Annotated in this window: 19 protein-coding genes; 16 read left to right on the top strand and 3 right to left on the bottom strand. The window is 45.5% G+C overall.

Translation table 11 applies throughout. The features are described from left to right. The 5 genes from F8L24_RS02365 to F8L24_RS02345 all read left to right on the top strand — a co-directional run. Positions 1 to 256: S1 RNA-binding domain-containing protein (locus F8L24_RS02365; protein WP_294951364.1), on the top strand; the 256-nt coding region annotated here is incomplete at its 5' end. 100 nt (positions 257 to 356) lie between these two features. Next, positions 357 to 812: a DUF1566 domain-containing protein gene (locus tag F8L24_RS02360; protein WP_294951362.1), complete on the top strand. Its 456-nt coding sequence runs from the start codon at positions 357 to 359 to the stop codon at positions 810 to 812. Further along, entirely contained in the window at positions 809 to 1,222 is a 414-nt protein-coding gene (locus F8L24_RS02355) for a DUF1566 domain-containing protein (RefSeq protein WP_294951360.1), read from the top strand. The genes F8L24_RS02360 and F8L24_RS02355 overlap by 4 nt, the downstream gene beginning before the upstream one ends. 119 nt (positions 1,223 to 1,341) lie before the next feature. After that, positions 1,342 to 1,635, top strand: a complete 294-nt coding sequence (locus F8L24_RS02350; RefSeq protein ID WP_294951358.1) for a hypothetical protein — start codon at positions 1,342 to 1,344, stop codon at positions 1,633 to 1,635. A gap of 77 nt (positions 1,636 to 1,712) precedes the next feature. Beyond that, on the top strand, positions 1,713 to 2,243 hold the full coding sequence (locus F8L24_RS02345) for a L,D-transpeptidase family protein (RefSeq protein ID WP_294951356.1): 531 nt from the start codon (positions 1,713 to 1,715) through the stop codon (positions 2,241 to 2,243). Here the strand turns inward: F8L24_RS02345 and F8L24_RS02340 are convergent. The 3 genes from F8L24_RS02340 to F8L24_RS02330 form a co-directional block, all read right to left on the bottom strand. Continuing rightward, positions 2,219 to 2,668 (bottom strand): hypothetical protein, encoded by a 450-nt coding sequence (locus F8L24_RS02340; protein WP_294951354.1) that lies wholly within the window; start codon positions 2,666 to 2,668, stop codon positions 2,219 to 2,221. The genes F8L24_RS02345 and F8L24_RS02340 overlap by 25 nt on opposite strands. Then, on the bottom strand, positions 2,665 to 3,234 hold the full coding sequence (locus tag F8L24_RS02335; protein ID WP_294951352.1) for a hypothetical protein: 570 nt from the start codon (positions 3,232 to 3,234) through the stop codon (positions 2,665 to 2,667). The genes F8L24_RS02340 and F8L24_RS02335 overlap by 4 nt, the downstream gene beginning before the upstream one ends. Positions 3,235 to 3,333: 99 nt before the next feature. Further along, positions 3,334 to 5,208, bottom strand: coding sequence for a TonB-dependent receptor plug domain-containing protein (locus F8L24_RS02330; RefSeq protein WP_294951350.1), 1,875 nt, complete (start codon positions 5,206 to 5,208; stop codon positions 3,334 to 3,336). Positions 5,209 to 5,600: 392 nt separating this feature from the next. Between F8L24_RS02330 and F8L24_RS02325 the strand changes: the two genes are divergently transcribed. The 11 genes from F8L24_RS02325 to F8L24_RS02275 all read left to right on the top strand — a co-directional run. Next, a complete protein-coding gene (locus F8L24_RS02325; protein ID WP_294951349.1) occupies positions 5,601 to 6,794 on the top strand; it encodes a tetrahydrodipicolinate N-succinyltransferase N-terminal domain-containing protein in 1,194 nt (397 codons plus the stop codon). A 41-nt stretch (positions 6,795 to 6,835) separates the two neighbouring features. Then, entirely contained in the window at positions 6,836 to 7,075 is a 240-nt protein-coding gene (locus tag F8L24_RS02320; RefSeq protein WP_294951347.1) for a hypothetical protein, read from the top strand. Positions 7,076 to 7,212: 137 nt separating this feature from the next. Next, a complete protein-coding gene (locus F8L24_RS02315) occupies positions 7,213 to 7,461 on the top strand; it encodes an RNA-binding S4 domain-containing protein (RefSeq protein WP_294951345.1) in 249 nt (82 codons plus the stop codon). A gap of 46 nt (positions 7,462 to 7,507) precedes the next feature. Continuing rightward, positions 7,508 to 8,485 (top strand): anthranilate phosphoribosyltransferase, encoded by a 978-nt coding sequence (gene trpD, locus F8L24_RS02310; protein WP_294951343.1) that lies wholly within the window; start codon positions 7,508 to 7,510, stop codon positions 8,483 to 8,485. A 36-nt stretch (positions 8,486 to 8,521) separates the two neighbouring features. Next, positions 8,522 to 8,929 (top strand): tRNA (adenosine(37)-N6)-threonylcarbamoyltransferase complex ATPase subunit type 1 TsaE, encoded by a 408-nt coding sequence (gene tsaE / locus F8L24_RS02305; RefSeq protein WP_294951341.1) that lies wholly within the window; start codon positions 8,522 to 8,524, stop codon positions 8,927 to 8,929. Next, on the top strand, positions 8,930 to 9,652 hold the full coding sequence (gene lptB / locus F8L24_RS02300) for an LPS export ABC transporter ATP-binding protein (RefSeq protein ID WP_294951339.1): 723 nt from the start codon (positions 8,930 to 8,932) through the stop codon (positions 9,650 to 9,652). It abuts the gene before it with no gap. Between the two features lie 194 nt (positions 9,653 to 9,846). Beyond that, the gene (locus tag F8L24_RS02295) at positions 9,847 to 10,608 is read left to right on the top strand and encodes a TIGR02757 family protein (protein WP_294951337.1); all 762 of its coding nucleotides are present in this window, start codon (positions 9,847 to 9,849) and stop codon (positions 10,606 to 10,608) included. Between the two features lie 63 nt (positions 10,609 to 10,671). Then, positions 10,672 to 11,397, top strand: coding sequence for a F0F1 ATP synthase subunit A (locus F8L24_RS02290; protein WP_294951335.1), 726 nt, complete (start codon positions 10,672 to 10,674; stop codon positions 11,395 to 11,397). Between the two features lie 10 nt (positions 11,398 to 11,407). Next, positions 11,408 to 11,674 (top strand): hypothetical protein, encoded by a 267-nt coding sequence (locus F8L24_RS02285; protein WP_294951333.1) that lies wholly within the window; start codon positions 11,408 to 11,410, stop codon positions 11,672 to 11,674. A 117-nt stretch (positions 11,675 to 11,791) separates the two neighbouring features. Next, positions 11,792 to 13,225 (top strand): Asp-tRNA(Asn)/Glu-tRNA(Gln) amidotransferase subunit GatB, encoded by a 1,434-nt coding sequence (gene gatB / locus F8L24_RS02280; protein ID WP_294951330.1) that lies wholly within the window; start codon positions 11,792 to 11,794, stop codon positions 13,223 to 13,225. Positions 13,226 to 13,243: 18 nt separating this feature from the next. Then, the coding region (locus F8L24_RS02275; protein WP_294951328.1) for a potassium channel protein at positions 13,244 to 14,571 on the top strand (1,328 nt) is incomplete at its 3' end.

The raw sequence follows: 14,571 nt of genomic DNA, 5'->3' as shown, positions 1-14,571 counted from the left end.
TGATATGACAGACATTAGTATGCTGAGGGAAGGAAGCATTGTCTCAGGAGTCGTGAGGAACATTGCAGACTTCGGCGCTTTTGTAGATATTGGCCTCAAGAACGACGGGATGATCCATATCTCCCAGATGAGCCAGAAACGCATTGCCCATCCGCTTGAAGTGCTTTCCGTGAACCAGTATCTTCCCCAGATAGAGGTGATCTCTGTGGATGCGGAGAAGGGGAAGGTGGGGTTGAGTTTGAAAGGGATGCTCTGAACATCAGTGCAATGTACTGAATTTCTATTTTGGGATTTGGGTAAAATAATAAGCAAAATAAAATTTGCTATAATAAATAAAAGTTATAATGGGAAATCGTATGAAAAAATATAAAATTCTTCTGCTTTTTGTGTTGGCAGCAGGCATAGGCAGTGTGGCCAATGCAAAAGGCTTGTCCGGTGTGGTGCTGGATAAAAGGAGCGGTATCTACTGGCAGGATAATATGGGGTCAAAAAAGAGCTCTGAGGACTGGGATGATGCCGTGGTGTATTGTGACAAACTTGAACTTGCCGGTATGGAACACTGGAGACTTCCGACTTTTAAAGAACTTTTTTCGATCGTAGATCTCAAACGTATCAATCCTGCGATCAATCCGGTCTTTGATTTTGTGGAAGAGGGGACGTACTGGACTTCGACCACCTTTGTCCCGAATGTTTCCCGTGCGTGGACGATTGACTTTCGGACAGGAAAAACTTTTTACAGCTACAAAAGCACCGACCATGCAGTGCGCTGTGTGAAAGATGTTTCTCAGACATCTGCAAAGGGGAACAAATGAAGTTATTATTTGCGTTGACTGTGACTGCTTCGCTTCTTTTGGGGGCTTCTTCCAAGCTGGATGACAGAACAGGACTTGTATGGCAGGATAACCCGAAGGTCGAGAATATAGAGAAAAGCTACCATGAAGCGAAGCAGTACTGCGAGCAGTTAAAGACGGATGGATTTGATGACTGGCGTCTTCCGACATTGTCCGAACTTTACAGTATCGTTGATATGAAACGGGAACGTCCGGCACTCAGATACGGCTTTGAAATGCGTGTCGATGAATGGTTCTGGACAGCGACTCCTTTTGCAGGCGATCCAAAAAAAGAAGCATGGAGACTTTCGATGAGCTATGGGGAAGCAGAACCTTCCAGACAGGGGCGTACACTGCACGTAAGATGTGTCAGAGGAAAGCGGATGCGATAGCCTGTCTATGTCTATAAAGATGTTGTGAATGAGGAACGTAAAAAATGATTGTATTCCACAATTTATACACAGAAACATACTATTGTGAAAGAGAATAAAACTGTGTCTGAAGTAGAGTAATGAAAAAACAGATTAAAAAAATGAACCGTTTCGCAAGGCATATAGGCAAAGGACTTCATATTGAATTTAAAGAAACTGCTGCCATTCCTTCACTGCTGAAACACAGAGAATATAAAAAGGCCGGCGAACAGGTTTTGGATATTGCCAGGATGGTAGGCCTGAGCGTCATTTGGGTCATTCCGGGCGGAGCGGTGATTACAGCGATGATCGTAAAATTTTCCCATAAAAGCAGGCCGAGTGCTTTTCGTACGGAAAAAATCATAGAAGAAGAGACCGATATTTCTTCCAGCTAAACGGGGCATCAAGCGGCATGACCAGGCTCTATGCGCTTGGCAGGTACACACATACTTTCATAGATATCAGGTAAAATATGAAAAAAGATAAAAAAGGGAATCCTATGTTAAAGGTATTGACAGTGATATGCATGCTGTTTGCTGTCTCTTCTGATCTTTTTGCCTACAAGGAGATCGTAGTCGACCTGTCAGAACAGCGTGCCTATGCCATAGAGGATGGTGTCATTATATTTGACGGTCCCATCTCTACAGGAGTGAGGGGGAGGGAAACACCTGAAGGGCAATATACGATCCTCCAGAAAAAACGCTATCACAAATCGAATCTCTGGCCCAAGCCAAACGGCGGAGCCAAAATGAACTATATGCTGCGTCTTACCAACAGCGGGATCGCGATGCATTTGGGATATGTTCCCAAAAAAGGTCCGGCTTCACACGGATGCATCAGAATGAAGAATGGCTTTGCACAGCGTATGTATGCGTGGGCAGGGGTAGGTACTTCTGTGTATGTTGAAGGTGACATTGAGGACTGGTATGCCATGCATCAGCGGCAGCGCAGGCAGCGAAACTATGCGTATGACAATGATTATTTTGTGGTAGAAGGATACTGAGCATCTGAGGGAATACATTTTTTCATCATTTCAAACCAGTTTCTTTCAAACACTTTCTTAATGAAAGATTCTCTGTGGGGCAGCAGACAACTGCTGCAGTCCTGGTGGACAGCATGGTCTGAGACAAATGCCTTCCCTTCTTTTGCATTGATACTGCAAGTGCTGTAGTATGTTCTGTTTTCCTTGTGGTACAGACCCTGGTCATCGAAGCGGAAAAAGGGACAGGCGCAGAGGTAGCAGTTCAGGTTTTCCATCTCGTGACATTGTTTCCTTTCGGCATACAGCGGGCAGAAGTCCGTTTCTTTTTCCGCCATATTCTCAAAACGGAAATAGGCAATGACCTCTTCGTCGGAAAGCCCAGTCAGTTTCTTCATGATCTTTTGGTGTTTTTCTCCGTGTGCATCAAACCACTTTTTGTATGTCATCCCTTAACCTTTCTAAAACTTTTAAAGATAAGTACGATCACAACGATCTCGATGAAGACCAGCAGAAAATGCAGGTCATATACTTGTGCCTGGTTGTTCGTCACGCCGAAATGTTCAATGATCTTGTAGAAGAGATAGGAAACCCCCATTCCCAGAAGATAGCCCAGCTGTTTTGCCGTATCGAGACGGGTGAGCAATTCATCGGTACCCAGCAGCAGGGTCTCTGCCCTGACAAGATATGAGCCGAAAACAAAGGTGACCTGGTAACCGATATAGAGGATCAGCGCGGTTTGATACGTGTAGGAATGTTTGAGAAAAAAGAGCATGGCAAACAGCAGGACGAACTCTACCAGCAGCGAAATACGGAAGAACCATTCTGTATTGAGGATGGTATGGTAAAAGCGTGCGATGATGAGTATTCCCACAGCAAGGAAAACACCGCCGAGTGAATAGATAGAAGGCTCCAGCGGACGGTAGAGTATAAAAATGACACCCACGCTCAATCCCAGAAAGAGAGAGTTCATGAATTTATACCGGATGAACTGTTCTGGGATGATTTTCAGCATGAAGTATTATATCCTATATTGTGAAGCGTGCATTATCGGGATTTGAATCTTTAGTCTCAAGTCTGCGTAGGGTACTGTCTCCCGACAGCACCAAAAATATTAAAAACTGTATTTCACGTTTGCGTACAGGCTTCTGCCTTCTGTGGCATAGCCGTATACTTCCTGATACGCTTTGTCAAAGATATTTCTTGCCGTAAGATTGAGTTTAAGGTTCTTCATCAGTTCTGTATCGAAATAAAGATTCCAGAGAGTGTAATTTCCTGTGGCGACATCAGAGGGAGGGAATGTCGCATAGTCCATGTCGTTCCGGTCTCCGATATATTGGGCATTGACACCAAAGTGCATATCGTTCTGGGTATAGTAGTCCATAAATCCGTTCAGTGTATCTTTTGCCCGTCTTGGAAGGTTTGTACCGTCTTCTTTCTCAAACTTGAACAGATGGGTGTAGTTTGCGGAAAAATGAAGATTGAGTGCAGGCAGCGTATAGGCACCTTTGACTTCCACGCCTTCAAACTTTGATGTACCGTCCACATTCTGGTATCCGCCGATGTATGTGACCGGGTCAAATACATAATCAATATTGTCTTCTACTCTGTTGTTGAAATAGGTTACGGAAATCAGTTCTTTGTAGGCTGCCGAGATATCGAAGCCTTTTGTATAGCTTGGTTTCAGCAGAGATCCCGGCGCCGGTGTAGCAAGCTGATAGGCACTCGGTGCATCGTAGGAGGTATAGTAGTTTGCCGAGGTCGTAAAACCTTTGAGAAAATCGTGATGATGTTTAAGCCCTATTTTGTAAGTTGTCTCATTGCTGAATTCATCGTAACTGTCATATCGCAGGTTGGTTTCTATGAGGGTATTTCCATTGAGATTGTATGTATTGGAAACAAAGACTGCCTTGTTGGTATAGGCTGACTGGGTGGGAAGCGAAGGCATACTGGTCATATAGTGGTTGGACCCGTCTATATCTTTGTATTCAAGACCCAGGATCGCTTTGCCGCCTGTGTAGTCGTACGCATTGATAAGGGTATATTCTTTAATGGTCGCTTTGTAAATATTGTGGGCATCACCATAAAGACCGGAAGTATAATAATCCCGCTCAAAGTCTCCTTTGCTGGCAGTGAAGGTCGCACTGTAGCTGTCTCTGGTAAAATAATAGTTAAGTGCATAATTCGTCTGGTCTGCAGTGGCATGTGAATAGTCATCATTGGCCAATGCGGCAGAGTACATATCGTCATACTTGGTTTTTGTTTTGATACGGTTATAGCTGAGGTTCACTTTATTGTTCTCATTAAAGATGTAACCGAATTTAAGATTGGCATTTTTGTTCTCATATCCGTCTTTCTCGGCATCTCTCGGGGCCAGTGCGGAAAAACCGTCTGTTTTCAGATAGGCAGCCAGTACCTGTGCTGAAAGTTTTTCATCTTTGTAGGAAAGGTCACCGTCTATGCCCCTTGTATTGTATGATCCGTAATTCAGACCGAGAGAACCGTGAACTCCTCCTTTGGGGCTTTTGGTGATGATGTTGATGACACCTGCGGATGCGTTGGAACCCCAGATACTGCTGACACCGCCTTTGACGATCTCGATCTGACGGATGTTATCCGTAGTCAAACTGTCCAGCAGTGCCGTGCCGTTGGTCGTACTCGGGTCATTGAGACGCATACCGTCAAGGAGTACAAGTACCTTTCCCGAATCGGCACCTCTGACGAAAAAAGAAGTAGGCTGTCCCAGTCCGCCCGAATTGGCGACCTGTATACCGGCAACGGAGCTGATAGCCTGTGAAACGGTCTGGTAGCCTCTCTCTTCGATCTCTTCGGAAGTGATGACTGTGATATTGGAAGTTGTATTTTCAATGGATTGTTCCGTTTTATTGGTCGAGATGACATCAATAGGCGACAGTGTTACCTCTTCTGCGAAAGCGGTATTTGTAAGTAATAGTGTAGCCGTGATGAGGCTGAGTGTTTGAAGTTTCATATGTGTTCCTATTGTTATGTAACGCTATGGTAGGGTGCGTAAAGCCCGCAGGAAATGCCCTTGGGGTGTATGCACCTGTTAGATGTGGCCTTACGGCGAATTGAATTGTGTGACCCGGTGCGTATTTACACACCCTACACGAATTAAAATGATTTTTGAAGGGAAGGAGGAGAAGTTTTGTATTCTTCTATTTTGAAGGCAGATTTATGGTACTGGAAATTACTCTCGACCCTGCACAATTTGTTGAGTGTCGAATACATCGCAATCACTGCGAGTGAAAAGTACCGTCTGGTATAGCCTCTTAAATGTTTCATACGCGGATTTTACAGTATTTTAAATAAAATAAAGTATAATCCCTATCAATTATTTTCATTACATTTTAGGAGAGTTCAATGGCAATCGAAACAGTAGCATCGACAGACGCATTTAAAGCATTGGTAACAGACGTGACTTCACAGGAGGGCTATAGAGAGCCTATGGCATTCGGTATTGCAAGAGTGGACAGAGGGCAGAAAAATGCAGAGAAAGTGCTTCAGGCCAATTTTGGACTGATCAACTGGAAAGAGAACTACGGTTCGGCCGCGGTTTTCATTAAGGCGCTTCAGGAGGCAAAATGCCAGGTGGACTGTTCCGGTTCCGAATTCGTTACAACGATCAATGACAATTTTGTTGCCAACGCAGTGGCAGCTTTTGCACCGTATCTTGCCGAAGCAACAGGTGATGCACACAAGAATGTCCAAGTCATCAAGACACTGGCAAAGATGGAAGATATCGGTAAAGATTTCCGTATCGTATTTCTTTTCGAAGATGCCAATCCGGAGTCTGTCGAAGCGGTTTATCTGAAACTCTATGCCCTTTCTTTGAGAAAAGCGGAGCTTAGAAAGGTGAACCTGAACGGTGCTTTCGGTATCCTCTCCAATGTGGCCTGGGTGGGCAACACGCCGTATGAGCTGGATTATCTCAGAGAGAACGAGATTGAAATGAAACTGAGCGGTACCTACCCGACAGTGGATTCCGTGGATAAATTCCCAAGGTTCCTCCAGCATGTGATCCCGGATGACAATACGCGTATCCTTGAAGCGTCCAAGGTAAGAATGGGAGCGCAGCTGGCAGCAGGTACAACAGTAATGCCGGGTGCATCCTACATCAACTTCAATGCGGGTACGCTCGGGCCTGTAATGGTCGAAGGACGTATTTCTTCTTCGGCGATCGTCGGTGCCGGTTCGGATGTCGGCGGGGGAGCGAGTATACTCGGTGTACTTTCCGGAACGGACGGCAACCCCATCAGCATCGGTGAGAACACACTGCTCGGTGCGAATTCGGTGACCGGCCTGCCTCTTGGAGACGGCTGTATCGTCGATGCGGGTCTTACCATTCTGGCAGGAACAAAGATCAAGATCGCCCCGGAAGAGCTTGAAAAGATCAAAGCGGCGAATCCGGATGCGAAGCTGGAGAACAAGACGACCTTCAAGGGTGAAGAGCTCCAGGGCCTTAACGGTATCCACTACAGACAGAACTCTCTTACAGGTGAGATCATTGCACGCAGAAGTACCAGAGAAGTCAAACTCAACGAAGATCTGCATTAAGTTCCAGGGCCATAGCTGTGCCCTCAAACATAGGATGATATATGAATAATGATGATATTGACCTTCTCAAAAAAGTAACGCTTTTGGGAATTATGAAAAAGAAACCCGATGAAACGCTTAATGATGTAACGGTCATGCTTGTTGATACGGGAATGTATGATATGAAAGAGGCCAAGCAGATATTGAAGGTACTTAAAGCCGAGAAATATCTTGCGGACGGACAGTTGACACTCAAAGGCATTACCGAGGCCAAAGCGGCTGAAGCAATGTTCAAACAATAGGGTGCCGGGAAATGCCATTTAAGTCAGTACAACATGGGGATGCGACTTCAGTCGCATATCAGCGACTAAAGTCGCTGCTCCAAAAACTTTAGCTTAATGGCATTGAGGGCACCGGATCGTTAAACAGAAGGAAAACAATGCGTGTAGATAAATGGCTCAGCGCCGTCAATGTAGTGAAACGTCGAACCATCGCGACCGATATGCTCAAAAGCGGTGTTGTTTTCGTGAATGGAATGAAAGCTAAAGCTTCCAAAGACCTCAAGGTAGGAGATACCGTTACCATCGAGTACCTCAAAGGGCCGAAGTCCTACGAAGTATTGCAGATACCTACAACAAAAACGATCCCCAAAAGTCAGAAAGAAGAATTTGTGAGAAGTGTTGAATAAAGGCAGTCTGCTTTGCCTTTATCGCTTTGAAACCGGAGAATAATATATGAATATCAAAATCCAATTTGAAAAATTGTTTAACAATGAAATGTCAGAGCAGGAGGCACGGCAGTTCCTCATAGATCTCTATGAAAAAGGAGAGAGCGGTTCTGATATTGCAGCGGCAGCTTCTGTGATGCGCGAACACTCCGTGAAGGTGCCTCTTTCCAATGAACTCCGTGAAAAAGCCATTGATGTGGTCGGTACCGGCGGTGACAGGAGCGGCTCTTTCAATATTTCGACTACAGTCTCTCTGCTGCTTGCTTCCCTGGGATGTACGGTCGCCAAACACGGGAACCGCAGCATTACTTCCAATTCCGGTTCTGCAGATGTACTCGAAGCACTGGGGATCAACCTGAACCTCTCCGTGGAAAATCAGGTCAAAATGCTTGAGGAGACCGGTTTCTGTTTTATCTTTGCCATGAACCATCATCCTGCGATGAAACACATCATGCCTGTGCGCAAGTCCATCCCCCACAGAACGATCTTCAATATCCTCGGACCGCTTACCAACCCGGCAGGAGCAAGAAAATATCTTCTGGGAGTGTTCGACCCTGCCTATATCAAACGTATGGCCGAAGCGTTGCTGGAGCTCGATACCAAGAGAGCCTATGTCGTGAGCAGCCATGACGGTATGGATGAACTTTCATTGTCCGGAAACAGCTCTTTTGCCTATGTGGAAGCAAACCGTATCTCAGAAGGGGAGATCAACCCTGAAGCATTCGGTTTCAAACTGGCACCCAAAGAAGCGATTTTGGGCGGGGATGCCGTCCACAATGCACAGATCACGAAAGATATCTTTTCGGGAGCGGAGCGCGGTGCAAAACGTGATATCGTTGTACTCAATGCAGCTTTTGCGCTTTTTGTCGACGGGAATGTCAGGGACATTGAAGAAGCTGTCACCATGGCGGAAGAGGGGCTTGACAGCGGCAAAGCAACGGCACACCTGCAAAAAATGGCCCAAATAAGCCAGAAGCTCATGTAGGGTGCGTATTCACGCACCAAAGGATTAGGAGACAGTATGGAAATCACAGCATCTTTACAGGAATTGGACAAGGTCGTCTCCTCTCTCAATGGGGTATTACCTGAAAATGCTATTGTTTTTTTACGGGGCGACCTTGCTGCCGGGAAAACCACACTGACCCAGGCCCTTGCCAAAGCAAGAGGTGTAGAGGGTGAAGTGACTTCTCCGACCTTTTCTCTTCAGCATTGTTACGGGGAAGGGCTGTACCATTACGATCTCTATCGTCTGGACCATGAGGAATTCATGCAGATGGGGCTTTTTGAAGAGTTCGAGAAGCCGGGCTGGCATATGGTGGAGTGGGGCAGTGATGCGCTTAAAACCTTTTTAGAGGGTGTAGGGTATAATGTTGCCATGATCGAGATCGAACCCTGTGACGGGAAACGAAAATATACTATAGAGTACTGAATGCATACACTTGAAGCCAAACACCTTGCCAAGACCATTAAAAAGACCAGAATCGTACATGATATTTCAATGGTCGTCAAAAGTAAAGAGATCGTAGGGCTTCTGGGGCCCAACGGTGCGGGCAAAACAACTTCTTTCTATATGGTCTGCGGGTTGACCGGTGCAACAGAAGGAGAAGTCTTTCTCGATGGTGTAGAGCTGACACATTTTCCTTTGAGCAAGCGGGCGCAGATGGGCATAGGGTATCTGCCGCAGGAGTCGAGTATTTTCAAAGATTTGACGGTAGAGGAAAATCTGCTCATTGCCGCCGAAGCGCTTGAGCTTCCTGGAGAGACGGTACAGCCGCGTATCGAGAAACTGTTGGAAATTTTCAATATCGAACCCATTCGTTCGCGTATAGGAATACGCCTGAGCGGGGGTGAGAGACGAAGGGTGGAGATCGCCAGGGCACTGGTGGGCGAGCCAAAATTCCTGTTGCTCGATGAACCATTTGCCGGTGTTGACCCCATAGCGGTTCTGGATATCCAAAACATTATCCGCCAGCTGGTCGAACTCGATATGGGTATTCTCATTACGGACCATAACGTCCGTGAAACCCTGGGGATCTGTGACCGGGCGTATGTGATGCGGAGCGGTGAAATGATGGCGTCAGGAACCAGTGAAGAGATTGCCAATGATGAAAATGTAAGAAAGCATTATCTGGGTGAACACTTTACGTTTTAATACTGTAGGTTTGGCTATGCCAAATGGCTGAATAAAATCAAATTATCAATAGATGTTAGTTGAAATATGACGTTTGGCACGGCCAAACCTACAGGGAACAGCCGCAAGGGTGCGTAACACGCACCGCATAATCAATCTGCACGCAATAAAACCATATGCCCAAAGGCCCGAACAAAAGGTATTACAGAGGAATTATGCATTTATCCGAAGTGAAAAAACTTCTTGACAAAGAGGTCTCCCAGCGCAATACCCTCGAAGAACTCTCTCGCGACAAACCTGACCCGCTGTTTGTTGCGTCAAAGTACAAAGACGAATCTGTTGCACTGGTCTGTGCCCTGTTCGGATACGGCAATGCCGGCCAGATCGTGAAGTTTCTGGAAAGTCTGGACTTTTCCCTGCTTGGATCTTCTGAACAAAAAATACGCTCATCACTGGAAAAACACTATTACCGTTTTCAGAAACCGGAAGATGTGACGGCCCTTTTTATTGCTTTGAAACGGCTGGGGGAAGAAGACAGCATTGAAAATATCTTTTATCACGGATACAGAAAAGAGGCCAGTATTCTTGACGGACTGTGGTATTTTATGGACAGGCTCAGAAAAAGTTATCCGCATCAGACACGGGGGTATGATTTTCTCATTGGCAAATTACCCCGGAAAGTGAGTACTGCGGGTACCTGCAAACGCTATATGATGTACTTGAGATGGATGGTGCGCAAAGACAATCTTGACATGGGGCTCTGGTCAAAGATAGACAGGAAAGATCTTTTGATGCCTCTGGATACACATACTTTTGGCGTTTCCCGGAAACTGGGACTTTTGAAACGTAAAAGCTACGATATGAAAGCCGTGCTTGAACTGACGGCATGCTTCAGAAAGTGGGATCGGGCCGATCCTGTAAAGTATGATTTTGCACTTTATCGGATGGGGCAGGAAAAAATGGATATTATTCGTTGAAATTAACCCGTAATTTAGTGCTTTTTATGTAAAATACAGCAAATTATATCAAGAGGATGTTCTATGGAAGGTGTATTTACTTACCTTGGCGGTATTTTGGGAGAAGACAACCATTCGGTTGTGCTGGTTGCCCATTTGCTGTTGGTAGCTGTGATTGTATTGTGGGTTGCCAAAAAGGCGACAAAAAGTTTGAGAGCAGTACCGAACGGTACACAGAATGTGATGGAAGCATACCTCGGCGGCGTTATTGTAATGGGTAAAGATGTGATCGGTGAGGAACTTGCACGCAAATATCTTCCGCTGGTTGCAGCAGTAGGTCTTTTCATTTTCGTAGCGAATGTGATCGGGATCATCCCCGGATTTGAATCTCCGACTTCAAATATCAATGTAACCCTGCCTTTGGCACTGATGGTCTTTTTCTACTATAACTACGAAGGTATTAAAAAGAACGGTGCTGTACATTATTTTGCACACTTTGCCGGTCCTGTCAAACTCTTGGCTCCGTTGATGTTCCCTATCGAGATTGTTTCCCATATTTCAAGGATCATCTCTCTGAGTTTCCGTTTGTTCGGTAACATTAAAGGAGATGATCTCTTCCTGTGGGTACTGTTGATGCTGGTACCGTTCATTGCACCGCTTCCTGCATACCTGCTGCTGACATTCTCGGCACTGCTGCAGACATTTGTTTTTATGATCCTTATCTATGTGTACCTTGCCGGTGCAGTAGCTGTTGATGAAGAACATGAAAAAGCGCCGGATCCTGTGATAGATACCATGGGTGCAGTCTAAACAGTACGCTATGCGACTGAATGACAGAACACTCGGTTTCGTGATCAATTTCCTCCTCGGTGTCGCCTGGGCAGCTGTGCTCATCGGCGCTGCCTCTTCTTTCTTTTCTTTTTATCATACCAGTTTTTTGTTTGCTCTGCTTTCTGCACTGATAGGTACACTTCCCGGTATGGCGGCCATCTTGGTTCTGGAGCATATCATCACCGGAAAAGAGAGGCTCTCAGAGCTTCAAAAGCAGACAAAACTGCTAAAAGAACTGGTGGAACAGAACAAATAGCGTTTGACAGGGAGCACTATGACGGCCGAACCCTTCGTCTGTTCGGTTTAGATCCTAAACTCCTTTATAGTACCAAAACGCTATAATCTTTTCAATTATTTTACAAGGAACAGCACCATGTTTGAAACCGTTATCGGTCTTGAAGTCCATGTACAACTCAATACAAAAACAAAACTTTTCTGCGCATGTCCCACCTCTTTTGCAGAACATCAAAATAAAAATACCTGTCCTACCTGTCTTGCTCTCCCAGGAGGATTGCCTGTCGTGAACAAAGAAGCTGCTGTCAAAGCGATGCGCTTCGGATATGCAGTCAATGCGAGGGTGAACCATACGTCCACGTTCGATCGAAAATCCTACTTTTATCCTGACAGCCCGTCTGCCTATCAGATCACACAGCTGAGCAAAGCGATCGTACAGAAAGGCGAGCTGTTCATCAATCTTGAAGACGGCACACAGAAACGTATCGGGATCACACAGGCACACCTTGAAGCAGATGCCGGAAAGAATATGCATGAGGGTGACCACTCCAAAGTTGACTTGAACCGCGCAGGTACACCATTGATGGAGATCGTTTCGGAGCCTGACATGCGTTCATCCGATGAAGCAGTGGCATATTTGAAAAAACTGCATGCAACAGTGCGCTATCTCGATATTTCCGATGCGAATATGCAGGAAGGTTCATTCAGGTGTGATGTGAATGTTTCCATTAGACCCAAGGGGCAGGAAGCATTCGGTACGAGAGTTGAGATCAAAAATATCAACTCTTTCCGTTTCGTGGCACAGGCGATTGCCTATGAGGTACAGAGACAGGTTGAAGCCTACGAAGACGGTGTGTATGCCCGGGAAGTACATCAGGAAACAAGACTCTGGGATGTTGCCAGGAATGAAACCCGTTCGATGAGAGGCAAGGAAGAGGCAGCAGATTACCGTTATTTCCCGGATCCTGATCTGCGTCCGCTTACCGTCACACAGGAAATGATCGATGAAGCTCTGATCATGCCTGAACTGCCCGATGCGAAAGTAAAGCGTTATGAAGATGAACTGGGTATCAATCATTACGATGCATTGGTCATTACTGCAAACAAAGAAATGGCATATTATTTTGAAGAAATGATCGAGCAGGGAGCTGTGGCAAAAACGGCAGTGACATGGCTGACATCCGAACTGCTCGGGCGTCTCAACAAGGCGGGCATAGAGATAGAAAATTCTCCCGTCAATGCCAAAACACTTGGGAAACTTGTTTCCAGGATCGCAGATGACACCGTTTCGGGAAAAGGGGCCAAAGAGGTGCTTGACCATATGATGGAAAACGAAAACCGTGACATCGATGCGATCATCGATGAACTCGGACTTGCACAGGTCAGTGATGACGGTGCCATTCTGGCGATCATTGACGAGATCCTGGCAAACAATGCCGATAAAGTGGAACAGTACAAAGGCGGCAAGGAAAAACTTTTTGGTTTCTTTGTCGGTCAGACGATGAAAGCGAGTAAGGGTTCTGCCAACCCCGGAAAAGTGAATGCACTTTTAAAACAGCGTTTAAATTCATAAAAAAGGCAGGAAAGGGTTATGAAACAGCATATTTTGTCTCTGGCTCTTTTTCTGCGCAAGTCAAAACGTTACAAAGAGACCAAAGAATATATACGGGAACTTCTCAACGGTACAGGCAATCCCTATAAAAAATACCTTGATGCCTTTATTATCTTTCTTATTATTACTTCTGTTTTTATTCTTGTGTATGAAGTGACCAATCCGGTACCTCTCTGGCTGGACTATTATGACTTTTATTTTGTCTCATTTGTCTTCTTGATAGAGTATATACTGCGTCTGTGGGTGCATAATGATCTTTCCCAATATATTGTGGAAGAATACCATGATGCACAGTTCCTGCATCGGGAATTCAAACTGTGGCCCGTTTTGAAATACGGATTGAAAGAAAAACTGAATTATATGGCTACCCCGGCAGCCATTGTTGACCTGCTGGCTATCTTCCCTGCCTATCGGCCCTTGCGTGTATTGCGTATTTTTGTACTTTTCAGAGTACTCAAACTGCTGCGCTATACCAAAAGTATCAATCAGTTCGTAGAAGTGATTACCAACAAGCGTTTTGAACTTCTCACACTGCTTTTCCTGCTTTTTTTTATTGTCACAACAGCAGGTATAGCGATTTATGTGCTTGAAGAACGTATCAATCCCCATATCAAGTCACTTTTTGACGCCATTTACTGGTCTCTTATCACGATCTCGACGGTTGGGTACGGAGATATTTCTCCTGTAACCGATGCAGGCCGGACGATCTCAATGCTGACGATCATCAGCGGTATTGCGATGATCTCTTTTGCCACCTCTGTGATCGTTTCCGCATTTTCGGAAAGACTGACCGAGCTGAAAGAAAGCCGTATTATAGAGCAGGTGAACAAAAGCCGCTCGTTTCTCATTATCTGCGGATACGGACAGATGACGAAGATGTTCTTTCGCCAGAAGAAAGAGAAGATCGACGACTATATCATACTCGATAAAAGCCTTAAACGTGTCGAACAGGCAAGACGGGACGGATATCAGGCGGTACAGGAAGATGCCAGCCGTTTTGAAACTTTGAGCAAATTCAATGTCGAATATGCCAATATCACCATACTCTGTCTGACCGGCAGTGATGTTGAAAATATTTATATTACACTGAATGCAAAGAGTATATCCCGCAAGATCAAAGTGATCGCCAGAGTGAACGATATCAATATCGTCAGCAAATTCAAGTATGCGGGGGCAGATCATTTGCTCATGCCCAACCAGGTGGTTAATACCATGATCCGGACAGCCATTACGCAGCCGACAATGTATAAAGCTATCCATGCCATTCTGACAGGAAAAAGTGTAGCGCGGATCGATGAGATACATGT

The sequence above is a fragment of the Sulfurovum sp. genome (genome assembly GCF_015493435.1).
Taxonomy (GTDB): Bacteria; Campylobacterota; Campylobacteria; order Campylobacterales; family Sulfurovaceae; genus Sulfurovum.
The sequence above is the reverse complement of the archived record's forward strand: the minus strand, read 5'-3'. Positions and strand labels throughout refer to the sequence as shown.